The sequence below is a fragment of the Janthinobacterium sp. 35 genome (genome assembly GCF_002754575.1).
GTDB classification, from domain to species: domain Bacteria; phylum Pseudomonadota; class Gammaproteobacteria; order Burkholderiales; family Burkholderiaceae_D; genus Janthinobacterium; species Janthinobacterium tructae.
The window spans coordinates 3,381,571-3,396,728 of record NZ_PEFN01000001.1; the positions used below are offsets into that span (position 1 = coordinate 3,381,571).

General features: G+C 64.8%; 10 protein-coding genes. 8 read left to right on the forward strand and 2 right to left on the reverse strand.

The annotated features are described in order from the left end of the window. Window positions 1-2 precede the first annotated feature (2 nt). The 8 genes from rbbA (at window position 3) to CLU93_RS15095 (ending at window position 12,423) form a co-directional block, all read left to right on the forward strand. Window positions 3-2,750, forward strand: a complete 2,748-nt coding sequence (gene rbbA / locus CLU93_RS15060) for a ribosome-associated ATPase/putative transporter RbbA (protein ID WP_099762100.1) — start codon at window positions 3-5, stop codon at window positions 2,748-2,750. A gap of 1 nt (window position 2,751) precedes the next feature. After that, window positions 2,752-3,876, forward strand: coding sequence for an ABC transporter permease (locus CLU93_RS15065; protein ID WP_099762101.1), 1,125 nt, complete (start codon window positions 2,752-2,754; stop codon window positions 3,874-3,876). Between the two features lie 48 nt (window positions 3,877-3,924). After that, window positions 3,925-6,201, forward strand: a complete 2,277-nt coding sequence (locus CLU93_RS15070) for a DUF3141 domain-containing protein (protein WP_099762102.1) — start codon at window positions 3,925-3,927, stop codon at window positions 6,199-6,201. A gap of 9 nt (window positions 6,202-6,210) precedes the next feature. After that, window positions 6,211-7,626 carry a bifunctional enoyl-CoA hydratase/phosphate acetyltransferase gene (locus CLU93_RS15075; protein ID WP_099762103.1) on the forward strand — a complete coding sequence of 472 codons (1,416 nt, stop codon included), beginning with the start codon at window positions 6,211-6,213 and terminating at the stop codon, window positions 7,624-7,626. Further along, window positions 7,623-8,840, forward strand: a complete 1,218-nt coding sequence (locus CLU93_RS15080) for an acetate/propionate family kinase (RefSeq protein ID WP_099762104.1) — start codon at window positions 7,623-7,625, stop codon at window positions 8,838-8,840. Before CLU93_RS15075 ends, CLU93_RS15080 begins: the two co-directional genes overlap by 4 nt. Window positions 8,841-9,055: 215 nt before the next feature. Next, entirely contained in the window at window positions 9,056-9,532 is a 477-nt protein-coding gene (locus tag CLU93_RS15085; protein WP_099762105.1) for a hypothetical protein, read from the forward strand. Window positions 9,533-9,697: 165 nt separating this feature from the next. After that, window positions 9,698-12,043: a zinc metalloprotease gene (locus CLU93_RS15090; protein WP_257224976.1), complete on the forward strand. Its 2,346-nt coding sequence runs from the start codon at window positions 9,698-9,700 to the stop codon at window positions 12,041-12,043. A gap of 26 nt (window positions 12,044-12,069) precedes the next feature. Next, window positions 12,070-12,423 carry a hypothetical protein gene (locus CLU93_RS15095; protein ID WP_143451748.1) on the forward strand — a complete coding sequence of 118 codons (354 nt, stop codon included), beginning with the start codon at window positions 12,070-12,072 and terminating at the stop codon, window positions 12,421-12,423. On the opposite strand, the gene CLU93_RS15100 is transcribed toward CLU93_RS15095, so the two are convergent. Continuing rightward, window positions 12,414-12,602, reverse strand: a complete 189-nt coding sequence (locus tag CLU93_RS15100; protein WP_099762107.1) for a helix-turn-helix domain-containing protein — start codon at window positions 12,600-12,602, stop codon at window positions 12,414-12,416. The genes CLU93_RS15095 and CLU93_RS15100 overlap by 10 nt on opposite strands. 177 nt (window positions 12,603-12,779) lie before the next feature. Continuing rightward, the gene (gene parC, locus CLU93_RS15105) at window positions 12,780-15,134 is read right to left on the reverse strand and encodes a DNA topoisomerase IV subunit A (RefSeq protein WP_099762108.1); all 2,355 of its coding nucleotides are present in this window, start codon (window positions 15,132-15,134) and stop codon (window positions 12,780-12,782) included. Window positions 15,135-15,158 lie beyond the last annotated feature (24 nt).

Below are 15,158 nucleotides of genomic sequence, written 5' to 3' on the forward strand. Positions count from 1 at the left end.
GCATGGACGTGACCCCATTTGTCGTCAGCATCAAGGGCGTCAGCCAGCATTACGGCAAGACGGTGGCGCTCGATGCCATCGACCTCGATGTGCCGGCCGGCCGCATGGTCGGCTTGATCGGGCCCGATGGCGTGGGCAAATCGAGTCTGCTGTCGCTGGTGGCCGGCGCGCGCGCCGTGCAGCAGGGCAGCGTCATGGCGCTGGGCGGCGACATGCGCGATGCGCGCCATCGCGACGATGTCTGTCCGCGCATCGCCTACATGCCGCAAGGCCTGGGCAAGAATCTGTATCCGACCCTGTCTGTCGAGGAAAACCTGCAGTTTTTCGCGCGCCTGTTCGGCCACGATGCCGCTGAACGCCGGCGCCGCATCGACCAGCTGACCCGCAGCACGGGCTTGCATCCCTTCCTGGCGCGCCCGGCGGGCAAGCTGTCGGGCGGCATGAAGCAGAAACTGGGCCTGTGCTGCGCGCTGATCCACGATCCCGACCTGCTCATTCTCGATGAACCGACGACCGGCGTCGATCCGCTGGCGCGGGCCCAGTTCTGGGACCTGATCGCCGGCATTCGCGTGCAGCGCCCGCAAATGAGCGTGATGGTCGCCACCGCCTACATGGACGAGGCGCAGCGCTTCGACTGGCTGGTGGCCATGGATGACGGCAAGGTACTCGATACGGGCACGCCGGCCGAACTGCTGGCGCGCACGCAAAGCGACAACCTGGAAGCGGCCTTCATCAAGCTGCTGCCCGAAGCCAAGCGCGCGGGCCACCAGCCTGTGGTGATCACGCCGCTGGACGCTGCCAGTGCGCAGGACGTCGCCATCGAGGCGCAAGACCTGACCATGCGCTTCGGCGATTTCACGGCCGTCGACCATGTGAATTTCCGCATCGGCCGCGGCGAAATTTTTGGTTTTCTCGGCTCGAACGGCTGCGGCAAATCGACCACCATGAAGATGCTCACGGGCCTGCTGCCGGCAACGGAAGGCAAGGCCTGGCTGTTCGGCAAGGAAGTCGATTCCAACGATATCGACACGCGCCGCAGGGTCGGCTACATGTCGCAGGCGTTCTCGCTGTACAGCGAACTGACGGTGCGCCAGAATCTGCTGCTGCATGCGCGCCTGTTCCACGTGCCGGAAGCGCAAATCGCTGCCCGCATCGACGAAATGGCGCAGCGCTTCGACTTGCTCGAGGTGATGGACGACCTGCCCGACAGCCTGCCGCTGGGCATACGCCAGCGTTTGTCGCTGGCCGTGGCCATGGTGCACAAGCCGGAGATGCTGATCCTCGACGAGCCCACGTCCGGCGTCGACCCGATCGCGCGCGACAATTTCTGGCGCCTGATGATCGAGCTGGCGCGGCGCGACCGCGTCACCATTTTCATTTCCACCCACTTCATGAACGAGGCCGAGCGCTGCGATCGCATCTCGCTGATGCATGCCGGTAAAGTGCTGGTCAGCGATGCGCCGGCCGAACTGGTACGCAAGAAGGGCGCGCCATCGCTGGAAGCGGCCTTCATCGCCTACCTGGAAGAGGCGGGCGGCGGCACGGCAGCGGCCGAAGCGCAGGAAAGCGAGGCGCCGGGGCAAAAGGCGGCAGTGCAGGCGCCGCAGCAGAAGCAGCAGCGCAGCCGCTTCAGTCTGGGGCGCATGCTCAGCTACATGTGGCGCGAAACGCTGGAATTGCGCCGCGACCCCGTGCGCCTGACTCTGGCGCTGGGCGGCTCGGTGCTGCTGTTGTTCGTCATCGGCTTCGGTATCAGCCTCGATGTGGAGGACCTCAGTTATGCGGTGCTCGACCACGACCAGACCACCCTGAGCCAGAATTACACGAACAACCTGGCCGGTTCGCGCTACTTCGTCGAGCGAGCGCCGCTGCGCGACTATGCCGATATCGACAAGCGCATGCGCAGCGGCGAACTGTCGCTGGCCATCGAGATTCCGCCCGGCTTTGCGCGCGACGTGCAGCGCGGCGCGCCAGCCCAGGTGGGCGCCTGGATCGACGGCGCCATGCCGATGCGCGCCGAAACCGTGCAGGGCTACGTGCAGGGCATGCATCAGCTGTGGCTGGCCGACCAGGCCCTGCACCGCTATGGCATCACGATGAGCAATCCCGTCGCCATCCAGACGCGCTACCGCTACAACCCCGACGTGAAAAGCCTGCCGGCCATGGTGCCGGCCGTGATTCCCCTGCTGCTGTTGATGCTGCCGGCCATGCTGGCGGCGCTGTCCGTGGTGCGTGAAAAGGAACTCGGCTCCATCATCAACCTGTACGTGACGCCCGTCACGCGCCTGGAATTCTTGCTCGGCAAGCAGGTGCCGTACGTCGTGCTGGCCATGTTCAACTTCGCCCTCATGGCGCTGCTGGCGGTCACCGCCTTCGGTGTGCCGATCAAGGGCAGTCTGCTGACCCTGATCGGCGCCACGTTCATCTTCAACATCTGCGCCACCGGCATCGGCCTGTTCGCTTCGACGTTTACGCGCAGCCAGATCGCGGCCCTGTTCGTGACCATGATCGGCACCATGATCCCGGCCATCCAGTTTTCCGGCCTGCTCAATCCCGTCTCGTCGATGGAAGGCGTGGGCAAGGCGATCGGCCTGATGTATCCGGCCACGCACATGCTTAATATCAGCCGCGGCGTGTTCAACAAGGCGCTGGGCTTTGGCGACCTGCACGCCTCGTTCTGGCCCCTGATCGTGGCGATCCCCGTGATCCTCGGCGTGACGGTGGCGCTGCTGAAGAAACAGGAGAGCTGATATGCGGCATCTTGAAAATATCTACCGCCTGGGCGTGAAGGAAATCTGGAGCCTGATCCGCGATCCGATGATGCTGATCCTGATCCTCTACACCTTCACTTTGGCCATCTACGTGGCCGCCACGGCCAAGCCGGAAACCCTGCACATGGCCTCGATCGCCATCGTCGACGAGGATGGTTCGCCGCTGTCCGGGCGCATCGCCTCGGCCTTCTTTGCGCCGCAGTTCACGCCGCCGGCCATGATCAACCAGAGCCAGGTCGATGCGGGCCTGGACGCGGGCCAGTACACCTTCGTGCTGACGATCCCGCCCAAGCTGCAGGCGGACGTGCTCGGTGGGCGCCAGGCGGAGCTGCAGCTGAACGTGGACGCCACGCGCATGAGCCAGGCCTTCAGCGGCAGCGGCTACATCCAGCAGATCGTCGCCGGCGAAATATCCGAATTCGCCAAGCGCTATCGCGGCGCGACGGTCTCGCCGGTGGAGCTGGTGATGCGTGCGCGCTTCAATCCTTCGCTGAGCCAGGCGTGGTTTGGCTCGCTGATGGAACTCATCAACCAGGTGACGATGCTGTCGATCATTTTGACGGGTGCGGCGCTGATCCGCGAGCGCGAACACGGCACCATCGAGCACTTGCTGGTGATGCCCGTGACGCCGGCCGAAATCATGCTGGGCAAGGTCTGGTCGATGGGCCTGGTGGTGCTGCTGGCCGCCGCCCTGTCGCTGAACCTGGTGGTGCGCGGCATGCTGCATGTGCCCATCGAAGGCTCGATCGCGCTGTTCCTGTGCGGCGCAGCCCTGCACTTGTTTGCCACCACCTCGATGGGCATTTTCCTGGCCACCGTGGCGCGCAGCATGCCGCAGTTCGGCATGCTGCTGATCCTCGTGCTGCTGCCGCTGCAGATGCTTTCGGGCGGCAGCACGCCGCGCGAAAGCATGCCCGAACTGGTGCAGAACATCATGCTGATCGCTCCGACCACGCATTTCGTCGAACTGAGCCAGGCGATCCTGTACCGGGGCGCCGGCATCGACGTAGTGTGGAAACCGTTCCTGGCCTTGCTGGCCATCGGCACGGCCTTGTTTACCTTCGCGCTGGCGCGCTTTCGCAAGACCATCAGCCAGATGGCGTAGCCCCCGCGCCGGAATGTTCCGGCGTTTGTTTGCATGAAAAGGATAGCCATGAAGATCGAAACTGCTCCATTTTTCTCCACCGGCGGCTTGCCGCCGCTGGGCGTGCTGGGCGACTATGCGCGCGACTCGTGGCAGCGCATCGTGCTGTACGCGGACGTGATGCGCCGGCGCGGCAACCAGTACCAGGAGCATCTGGCCGAGGAAGTGCCGAACGTACTGGACTTCCCCGCCGAACTGGTGATGTCCGGCCTGGAGCTGGCGCGTCCCGTCAACTACGGCCTGGCGCGCATATTGACGCCCGATGCACCGGAGCCAGATCCGGGCAAGCGGCCGTTCGTCGTCGTCGATCCGCGCGCCGGCCACGGTCCCGGCATCGGCGGCTTCAAGGCCGAGAGTGAAATCGGCGTGGCCCTGCGCGCCGGCCATCCGTGCTACTTCGTCGGCTTCCTGCCCGATCCCGTGCCGGGACAGACGGTGGAAGACGTGATGCACGCCGAGGCGGCCTTCCTGGAAAAAGTCATCGCCCTGCATCCGCTCAGCGAAGGCAAGCCCGTCGTCATCGGCAATTGCCAGGCGGGCTGGCAAATCCTCATGACGGCGGCCATGCGTCCGGAGCTGTTCGGCCCCATCATCGTGGCTGGCGCGCCCGTGTCGTACTGGGCCGGCTGGCATGGCCGCAATCCGATGCGCTATGCGGGTGGCCTGATGGGCGGCAGCTGGGCCACGGCCCTGGCGGGCGACCTGGGCAAGGGCCGTTTCGACGGCGCCAGCCTGGTGCAGAATTTCGAGAAGCTGAACCCGGCCAATACCCTGTGGGGCAAGCAGTACAACCTGTACGCGAACATCGATACGGAAGCGCCCCGTTATCTGGAATTTGAAAAATACTGGGGCGGCCACGTGTTCCTCAACGACGTCGAGATGCAGTACATCGTTGACAATCTGTTCATCGGCAACCGCCTGGCCACTGCCGAGCTGATCACCTCCGACGGCGTGCGCCTGGACTTGCGCAATATCCGTTCGCCCATCGTCGTGTTCTGCTCGAACGGCGACAACATCACGCCGCCGCCGCAGGCGCTGGGCTGGATCACGGACCTGTACCGCGACGACAATGATGTGCTGCTGCACGACCAGACCATCGTGTATGCCGTACATGACAGCATCGGCCACCTGGGCATTTTCGTCTCGGCCAAGGTAGGCCACAAGGAACACCAGAAATTCGCCAGCAATATCGACCTGATCAACCTGCTGCCGGCCGGCATTTACGAAGCGCGGATCGTCGACAAGACGCCCGATACGCCGAACGCGGACCTGGCCAGCGGCGACTACGTGCTGCAGGTCGAACACCGCGGCATCGAGGATGTGCGCGCCATCGTGCAGCCAAGCGTGGAAAATGACCGCAAATTCGCCGCCGCCGCGCGCGTGTCCGAAGTGAACCTGGCGTTGTACCGCACGTTTGCGCAGCCGTGGGTGCGCGCCATGGTCACGCCGCAGTCGGCGCGCTTCCTGCAGCTCACGCATCCGCTGCGCGTCTCGTACGAGCGCTGGACGGACCACAATCCGCTGGCCAAACTGGTGGCCAAGGAGGCGGAAAAAGTGCGTGCCCAGCGCCAACCGGTGGCGCCGGACAACCCGCTGCTGGCCATGCAGGAAGCCTTCTCCGACGCCATCACGGCCGGCTTGAACAGCTGGCGCGACTGGCGCGATACGGTGCAGGAAACGACCTTCGACCTGGTGTACGGTTCACCCCTGGTGCAGGCGCTGACGGGACAAGCCATCGGCGACACCTCGCCGCCGCGCCCGCATCCCGGTATCTCGCCCGAGCATTGCGAATACGTGCGTTGCGAAACGCTCAAGATGGACGCGGACATGCAGCATGGCGGCCTGGTGGAAGCGGCCGTGCGCGCGCTGTTCTACATCTACCGCTTCCGCATGATCGCCGACGAGCGCCGCGTCAACCTGGCGCTCAAATTGGTCAAGCCGCAGTACACGCAGGGCTTCAGCATGGAAGAATTCCGCGGCATCGTGCGCCAGCAGGCGCGTTTGATGCTGCATGATTTCGATGCCGCCATCGCCGCCTTGCCGACTTTGCTGGCACGCGCCGAACCGGATGCCATCGGCGCGCTGGGCGAATGGATGCAGCAAGTGCTGCAAGTGCCCGAAGCGCCGACGCCGGACGAGGAAGCGAGCCTGCAGCAAATGCTGGAGGTATTCGAGCGTGCGATCAAGGCGCACGCGAAGGCGCTGCCACCGGCCGCGCATGCATCTCAAACTGCGTCCCAGCCTGCTGTCCAGGCCAAACCTGCCAAAAACACTACCTCTGCCTAGAAGACCATGATGACTACCACCCAAGACGATGATTTGCATATCGTGCGTAACCGCACCTTCGACCAGATCGCCATCGGCGACACCGCCAGCATCACGCGCACCCTGAGCATGGACGATATCGCCCTGTTCGCGGTGATGTCGGGCGATGACAACCCGCAGCACCTGGATGCCGAATTTGCCGCTTCCAGCCGCTACCAGGGCGTCATCGCGCACGGCATGTGGGGCGCCGCCCTCATTTCGGCCGTGCTGGGCACGCGCCTGCCCGGCGCCGGCACCGTCTACACGGGCCAGACCCTGCGTTTCCTGCAGCCCGTGCGCGTCGGCGATACGCTGGCCATCAGCGTCACCGTCACCGCGCGCGAGCCGCGCAACCGCCACGTGACTCTGGCCTGCCGCTGCGTCAACCAGCATGGCGCCGTGGTGCTCGACGGCGAAGCGCAGGTGATCGCGCCCGCTGAACAGATTGAAAGAGTGCGCGCCACCTTGCCCGAAGTACGCCTGCATAACGGCGACGGCACGCGGCGCCTGCTGGAACACGCGCGCACGCTGGGCCCGATCCGGGTAGCCGTGATCCACCCGTGCGATGAACTGAGCCTGGCGGGCGCGCTCGATGCGCATGCGGCCGGCCTGATCACGCCCGTGCTGGTGGCGCCGCGCGCGCGCCTGGAAGCGGTGGCCCTGGAAGCGGGCCTGAGTCTGGCCGGTATCGCCATCGAGGATGTCGAGCATAGCCATGCTGCCGCCGCGCGCGGCGCCGAAATGGCGGGCAAGGGCGAAGTCGAGGCGCTGATGAAGGGCAGTCTGCACACGGATGAACTGATGTCGGCCGTGCTGGCCGCCAGCGCCGGCCTGCGCACCAAGCGCCGCATCAGCCACTGCTTCCTGATGCAGACGCCTGCCTATCCGCGTCCTTTCATCATCACCGATGCAGCCATCAATATCGCGCCGAACCTGGCCATGAAGGCCGACATCGTGCGCAACGCCATCGACCTGGCGCACGTGATCGGCGTGGCCTGCCCGCGCGTGGCCATCCTGGCCGCCGTGGAAACGGTGAACGCGGACATGCCGGCCACCTTGGACGCGGCCGCCCTGTGCAAGATGGCCGACCGTGGCCAGATCACCGGGGCGATCCTCGATGGCCCGCTGGCCTTCGACAACGCCGTGTCGATTGCCGCCGCCACCGTCAAGGGCATCGTCTCGGAAGTGGCGGGCCGCGCCGATATTTTGCTGGTGCCCGACCTGGAAAGCGGCAACATGCTGGCCAAGCAGCTTGAATACATGGGCGACGCGGACAGCGCCGGCATCGTGCTGGGCGCGAAAATCCCCATCATCCTCACCAGCCGCGCCGATTCGCGCGCCAGCCGCATCGCCTCGTGCGCCATCGCCGTGATGCTGGCCAATCATTACCGGAGCACGCCGCCATGAACGCACCCGTCCAACATGCCGACGGCGCCCTGATCCTGGTGCTCAATTGCGGCTCGTCGAGCATCAAGTTCGCCCTGTTCGAGCAGGCCGACGGCGTGCTGCCGCAGCAGGCGCAATGGAGCGGCAAGGTGGAAGGCATCGGCCGTGAAAACGCCACTTACCGCGCTGGCGGCCTGCCGGCAGTCGCCTTGCAGCTCGATGCGCAGCAGCCGCACCACGCGGCCCTTGAATACATCCGCGCGCAAGTCGTGGCCCAGCTGGCCGGGCGCCCGCTGCGCGCCGTGGCGCATCGCGTGGTGCATGGCGGCAGCAAGTATTTCGCCCCCGTGCGCATCGATGCCAAGGTGCTGGCGGACCTGAAAAGTTATGTGCCGCTCGCACCGCTGCACCAGCCGTTCGCGCTGGAGGCGATCGAGGTGCTGCTCGAATCGCGGCCCGATATCGCCCAGGTGGCGTGCTTCGACACGGCCTTCCACCACACGGTGCCGCAGGTCGAGCAGATGCTGGCCCTGCCTTACGATGCGTGGGAGCGGGGCTTGCGCCGCTACGGCTTCCACGGCCTGTCGTACGAATACCAGTCGCTGGTGCTGGAGCAGCGCTTTGGTGCTGTCGCGCGCGGCAAGGTCATCGTCGCCCACCTGGGCAGCGGCGCCAGCCTGTGCGCCATGGAGAATTTGCACAGCGTGGCCACCACCATGGGCTTTTCCGCGCTCGATGGCCTGATGATGGGCACGCGCTGCGGTTCGCTCGATCCTGGCGCCGTGATCTACCTGATGGAAATCGAAAAACTGTCGCTGGAAAAAGTGGCGCATGTGCTGTATCACGAGTCGGGCTTGCTGGGCGTGTCGGGCGTGTCGGCCGATCCGCCGGTGCTGCTGGCGCAGCAGGACCGGCAAGATGCCACGGGCGAGCGCATCCGCGCCGCGCTGGCCCTGTATATCCGCCGCATCGTGCGTGAAATCGGCGCCCTGACGGCCGTGCTGGGTGGGCTGGACATGCTGGTATTTACGGCCGGTATCGGCGAGCATAGCGCCGAACTGCGCCAGCGCATCTGCGCCGAACTCGGTTTCATCGGCCCTGTGCTCGATGCGCAGGCCAATGCGCGCAACGCCAGCCGTATTTCCAGCGATGCCAGCCGCATCGTGGTGGGCGTGGAGCCAGCCAACGAGGAGTGGGTAGCTGCCCGCCATGCGGCGCTGGCCGTGGGCGCCTGAGGATCTGAAGCGTCAGGCCGCGCTCAATGGGAAATTTGCCGAATTGCACATATTTTCCGTTGAGTGCGCTAACGCACTGTGTGGTTTGCCAGTTATCTTTACTATGAAGTCATGCCATTGCGCTCTATCCAGAAACAGCGCGATGCCTGGCAAATTTTGAACATTTTGCCCGCCTTTAGTAAGAATAAAATTAAACCATATTGAAAGGTCTCATCATGAACAAATTACTCGCCGCACTGATCGCCACCCTGTTTGCTACCGCTGCCTTCGCTCAAACCGCACCGGCTACCGAAGCTGTCGTGAAAGCCCAGGCTTCCGCGCAAAAAGACGTCAACAAGGCTGTCGCTTCGGAAGCCAAAGTCGATGCCAAGGCTGACGCCAACGTCGCCAAGGCTGAAATGAAGGCCGACGACAAGAAAGCCGACGCCCATCACAAGGCCAACAAAACCAAAGCCAAGGCCCACGACAAAGTCGTCAGCGCCGATGCGGAAGACAAGCTGAAAGCGGAAGCCAAGGCCGATAAAACCGATGCCAAAGCCGATGCGAAAGCCACCAAAACGGCCGTGAAAGCCAACGCCAAGGTCGCCAAGGAAAAAGTGGAAGCGAACGCCGATAAAGCTCTCGCCGCCACCAAGACGGCAGAAGTCAAGGCCAAGGCCGACGCTGAAGTCAAGGCCGCCGCCGCCAAGTAATTCCCCGTTTTCGGGCCACGGCCTGCAAGCCCCAAAGACAGCTTCGGCTGTCTTTTTTTTCGTCCTCCACTTTTCTTGGCCACCGCTTGCCAGTCTTGATCTGGCGCAAATGCTCCTCTTTTCGCCGTGCCATAGTGAACTGGCAAACAGACGAAGGGAGACATCATGAGCACCGTTAAAACGAAAAAATCACCGGCCACCGGTTCGGCGGAAGACATGCCTGCCATGTCTTCCATGCAGGCGATGCCGGTCGAGGGCGACGTACGGGCCGACGCTGGCGCGGCAGGCAGCGACGATGCCATGTCCGGGACCCGCCTGGGCATGTCGTATGCGGACCAGGCGGCGCTCACCCAGGGCACGGCCGCCGCAGATGCCAGCGCCATGCCGGGTGGCGGCATGCAGCAGGCATCGCAGGGCATGGCGGGCGCCAGTTGCATGCACGTGGGCGATGGCGGTGGCATGGGAAGTGGCGGCGCTGCGGGTGGCGGCGGCATGGGCGGCGGTAGTGGTGGCAGCGGCGGTGATGGGGGGCAGGGCGGCGGTACGCCGCAGACGCGCACCTGCGCCACGATGGACGTGCATCGCCGCCTGCTGAGCGAAGATCCCTCGTATGCGAACGTGCGCGCCGATATCGAAAACCTGGCCGGACTCTACGAGGGTGACAGCAGCATTGCCGGCCGTTCCGGCGTGACGCAGATACCGGTGGTGGTGCACGTGGTGTGGAATACGGCCGCGCAGAATATTTCGGATGCGCAGATCGCCAGCCAGATCGATGTGTTGAACCGCGATTTCCGGCGCGTCAACCCGGATGTGAGCAGCACGCCGGCGCCGTTCCTGCCGCTGACGGCCGATGCGCGCGTGGAGTTCGTGCTGGCCACGATCGATCCGCATGGCGCGGCCACCAGCGGCATCGAGCGGCGCCAGACGACGGTGGCCTCGTTTGGCGCCGACGATGCCGTCAAGTCGCAGGCGACGGGCGGCATGGACGCCTGGCCGGCCGACAGTTACCTCAATATCTGGGCGTGCCAGCTCGGCGGCGGCTTGCTGGGCTACGCGCAGTTCCCCGGTGGCCCGGCCGCCACCGACGGCGTGGTGATCCTGCAATCGGCCTTCGGCACGACCGGCACGGCGGCGCCACCGTTCCACCTGGGACGCACGGCCACGCATGAAATCGGCCACTGGCTGAACCTGAACCATATCTGGGGTGATGACGGCACGGGCTGCTCGGGCACGGACAACGTGTCCGACACGCCGAACCAGGGCGGGCCGAACACGGGCCAGCCTTCGTTCCCGCATGTTTCCTGCAGCAACGGACCGAATGGCGACATGTTCATGAATTACATGGATTATGTCGACGATCCCGCCATGTTCATGTTCACGGCGGGCCAGGTGGCGCGCATGCAGGCCTGCCTCGATGGTCCGCGCGCCAGCATCGGCACGGGGACGGGCGGCACGGGCGCCACGCCGCGCCAGAGCTCATCGCCCGTCGTGGCCTGGGGCGCGAATCGCCTCGACGTCTTCGTGCTGGGCACGGACCGCGCGCTGTATCACAAGGCCTGGAATGGCTCGGCCTGGGTGCCATCCGTCACCGGCTACGAAGGCCAGGGCGGCATTTGTACCAGTGCGCCGCAAGTGGTCTCGTGGGCGCCGAACCGACTCGATGTGTTCGTCACGGGGACCGACAGTGGCTTGTTCCACAAATGGTGGAACGGCACGGCGTGGGGGCCGTCCCTGACCGGCTATGAAGCGATGGGTGGCTTGTGCGTGGGCGACCCGCGCGCCGTGGCGTGGGGGCCGAACCGTCTCGACGTGTTTGTCGTCGGCACGGACCGTGGCCTGTATCACAAGTGGTGGAACGGGTCCGTCTGGGGGCCATCCCTGACGGGTTATGAAGCCATGGGCGGCATCTGCCTGGGCCAGCCGGAAGCGGTGGCGTGGGGACCGAACCGCCTGGACGTGTTCGTCATCGGTTCCGACCATGCGCTGTACCACAAGTGGTGGAACGGCACGGCCTGGGGACCGTCGCTGACGGGCTACGAGCGCCTGGGGGGCATCTGCACCTCGTCGCCGAAGGCCGTGGCGTGGGGACCGAACCGGCTCGATGTGTTTGTCACGGGCACCGATGGCGCGCTGTACCACAAGTGGTGGGATGGCGCGAAATGGGGGCCGTCCATCGACGGCTTCGAACGCCTGGGCGGCATCTGCGTGGGCGAGGTGGAAGCCGTGTCGTGGGCAGCCAACCGGCTCGACCTGTTCGTCATCGGCACCGACAGCGCCCTGTACCACAAGGCCTGGAACGGCACTGCCTGGTCGCCATCCCTGACGGGATTTGAAAGCCTGGGCGGTGTGTGTACCTCGCGTCCGCGCGCCACGGCCTGGGCAGCCAACCGCCTCGACGTGTTTGTCACGGGCACGAATGGCGCCCTGTTCCACAAGGCGTGGAACGGTACGGCCTGGTCGCCTTCCGTGAGCGGCTATGAAAGCCTGGGCGGCGTGGTATCGTGCTTCTGACGTCAAAGTGATCAAGGGGAGGCGGCATGCACGGCATGACAACGGCACTGCCCAGCGGTAGCTGGACGCATTCCTTCGAGGAGGATGCAGACGGTATCGAGGTGTACCGGCCCACGGCCACCTTCGTCTTTCCGCCCAGCCGCAAGGGGCGCAAGGTGCTGGAGTTTGGCGCTGGAACAGGGAGCATGGAAGGAGGAGAGGCGACGTTGACCTCCATGGCGCCCGGCCCCGATGACCGTCCCCGCGCCGGTCCCGTGACCCGGCTGGTGCCCCTGGGCATGGGCCGCTATGCCCTGGGGGATGCCAGCGGGGCGCAGGACGTGATCGATATCGTCGAGGCGACGCCCGGCGTGTTGCGCCTGGCGCGGCATCAGGGGTGACCGCGCAGCTTGTGCGCAAGCGCCGTACGGTTGCCCACGCCGAGTTTCTGGTAAATCGCATGCAGCTGGTTGCGCACGGTGGCCGGCGACTTGCCCAGTTCTCTGGCGATGCTTTTATACGGCAAGCCTTCGGCCGCCCTGGCCGCTACCAGCCGCTCGGCCGGGGTCAGGCGCTGCATGGCAACCTTCCTGTATCGTTGTTTGTCATCCTGGTTCTCCTGTCCGTGGGCGGCATGCCGGTGGCGTGCCTGCAGGAGTAACGGGAACGGGGGACGTATTTGCAAAACTATTTTTCCCGCTGCGATGGGCGAAAAAAAAGACAGGCGAACCTGTCTTTTCGTGTGAACCGATGGCGCTTAGCCGATGGCCGCCATCGAGACCGGTTTCAGCTTGGCCGCCAGCGCTTTGCCCTTCTTCGCGCGCTTGCCGAAGTGCTCGGCCAGGGCCGTGGCACCGAGCGACGCATCTTGCGGTTTCGCGGCCCGGCCGATACCCGAGACCACCACGCCGCGCTGGGTGATCGGCTGCACGGCCAGCAGCTTGTCCTTGGCATCGAGGTCGATCAGCTTGACACCGGTGCCGCCCTTGGTCAGGGTTTTCATTTCATCGAGGCCGAACACCAGCAGGCGTGCGCCTTCCGTCAGGCAGGCCAGGGCGCTGGCCGCCTCAGGGATGACTTTCGGGGCCAGAGGCACGTCGCCATCGTCCAGGGTGATGAAGGCCTTGCCGCCTTTCAGGCGGCTGCTCATGTCGCCGGCCTTGGCGATGAAGCCGTAGCCGGCGCTCGACGCCAGCAGCAAGTTGGTCGCGCCATTGCCCGCAAAGTAGTGCAGGATGCGCACGGCGTTGCCCGGTGTGCCGCCGCTCAGGTCGCACAAGGTCGTGATCGGTACGCCGTCGCCGCGCGCGTTGGGCAGCGCCGAGACGGGAACCGAGTAAATCTTGCCGTTGTTACCAAAGCCCAGCAGCGTATCGACCGTGCGGCATTCGAAGGCGCCATGCAGGGTGTCGCCCGCCTTGAAGGTGAATTGCGCCGCGTCGTGGCCGATGCCGGTGCGTGCGCGCACCCAGCCTTTTTCCGAAATGATGACGGTGACCGGTTCATCGACCACCTTCTGTTCGGCCACGGCTTTTTGCGCTTCCTCGATCAGGGTGCGGCGCGCGTCGCCGAACTGCTTGGCGTCCGCTTCGATTTCTCGGATAATGGCGCGCTTCATCGAGCCCGGGTTGTCGAGCAGGTCTTGCAGTGACTTTTCTTCCTTGCGCAGCTCGGCCAGCTCCTGCTGGATCTTGATCGTTTCCAGGCGCGCCAGTTGGCGCAAGCGGATTTCCAGGATGTCGTCGGCCTGGCGTTCGGACAGTTTGAACGCTTCGATCAGGGCCGCCTTCGGTTCATCCGAATTGCGGATGATCTGGATCACCTTGTCGATATTGAGCAGGATCGCTTCGCGTCCTTCCAGGATATGGATGCGGTCCTTGACCTTGCCCAGTTTGTAGCCGGTGCGGCGCGTGACGGTCTCGAAGCGGAAATCGATCCACTCGCGCAGGATGTCGCCCAGTCCTTTCTGGCGCGGACGACCATCACCGCCGATCATCACCAGATTGATCGAGGTCGACGATTCCAGCGAGGTGTGCGCCAGCAGCATCAGCATGAATTCCGTCTGGTCCTGGTTCTTCGACTTCGGTTCGAACACCAGGCGCACGGGCGCGGCGCGGCCCGATTCGTCGCGGATGGTGTCGAGCGAATTGAGGATCAGCGCCTTCAGGGCCACCTGGTCCGGCGACAGCGCCTTCTTGCCCAGCTTGATCTTCGGATTGGTCAGTTCCTCGATTTCTTCCAGTACCTTTTGCGACGAGGTACCGGGCGGCAGTTCCGTCACCACGGCTTGCCATTGGCCGCGCGCCAGCTCTTCGATCTTCCAGCGCGCGCGCACCTTCATGCTGCCACGTCCGCTCGCATACATGTCGGCGATCTGCGATGGCGGCGTGATGATCTGGCCGCCGCCGGGGAAGTCCGGGCCGGGAATGAAGGCCATCAGCTCGGCGTGCGTCATCTTCGGATCGCGGATCATGGCGACGGCCGCTTTCGCCACTTCCGCCAGGTTGTGCGACGGGATTTCCGTCGCCAGGCCCACGGCGATGCCGGAGGCGCCGTTCAGCAGCACCATCGGCAGCCGTGCTGGCAGCAGCTTCGGTTCCTCCGTCGAACCGTCGTAGTTGGGCTGGAAGTCTACCGTGCCCATGCCGATTTCATCCATCAGCAGCTTGGCGATCGGCGTCAGGCGCGCTTCCGTGTAACGCATGGCCGCCGCGCCATCGCCATCGCGCGAGCCGAAGTTGCCCTGGCCATCGATCAGCGGGTAGCGCAGCGAGAAATCCTGCGCCATGCGCACCAGCGCGTCGTACACGGACTGGTCGCCGTGCGGATGCAATTTACCGAGCACGTCGCCGACCACGGCCGCCGATTTGCGTGGCTTCGCTGTGGAATTCAAACCCAGCTCATTCATCGCATACAGGATGCGGCGCTGCACGGGTTTCTGGCCGTCGCACACGTCGGGCAGGGCGCGGCCCTTGACGACGGAGATGGCGTAATCGAGATAGGCGCGCTCGGCAAAGGTGGACAGGGTCAGCGCTTCGCCGTCGAATACCGGTTCATCCGGCAGGGTCGGATCAGGCTGGGCATCGTCAAATAAATTGGTTTGTGTGGACATGGCGCTTGTTTCAGTATGAAGTAG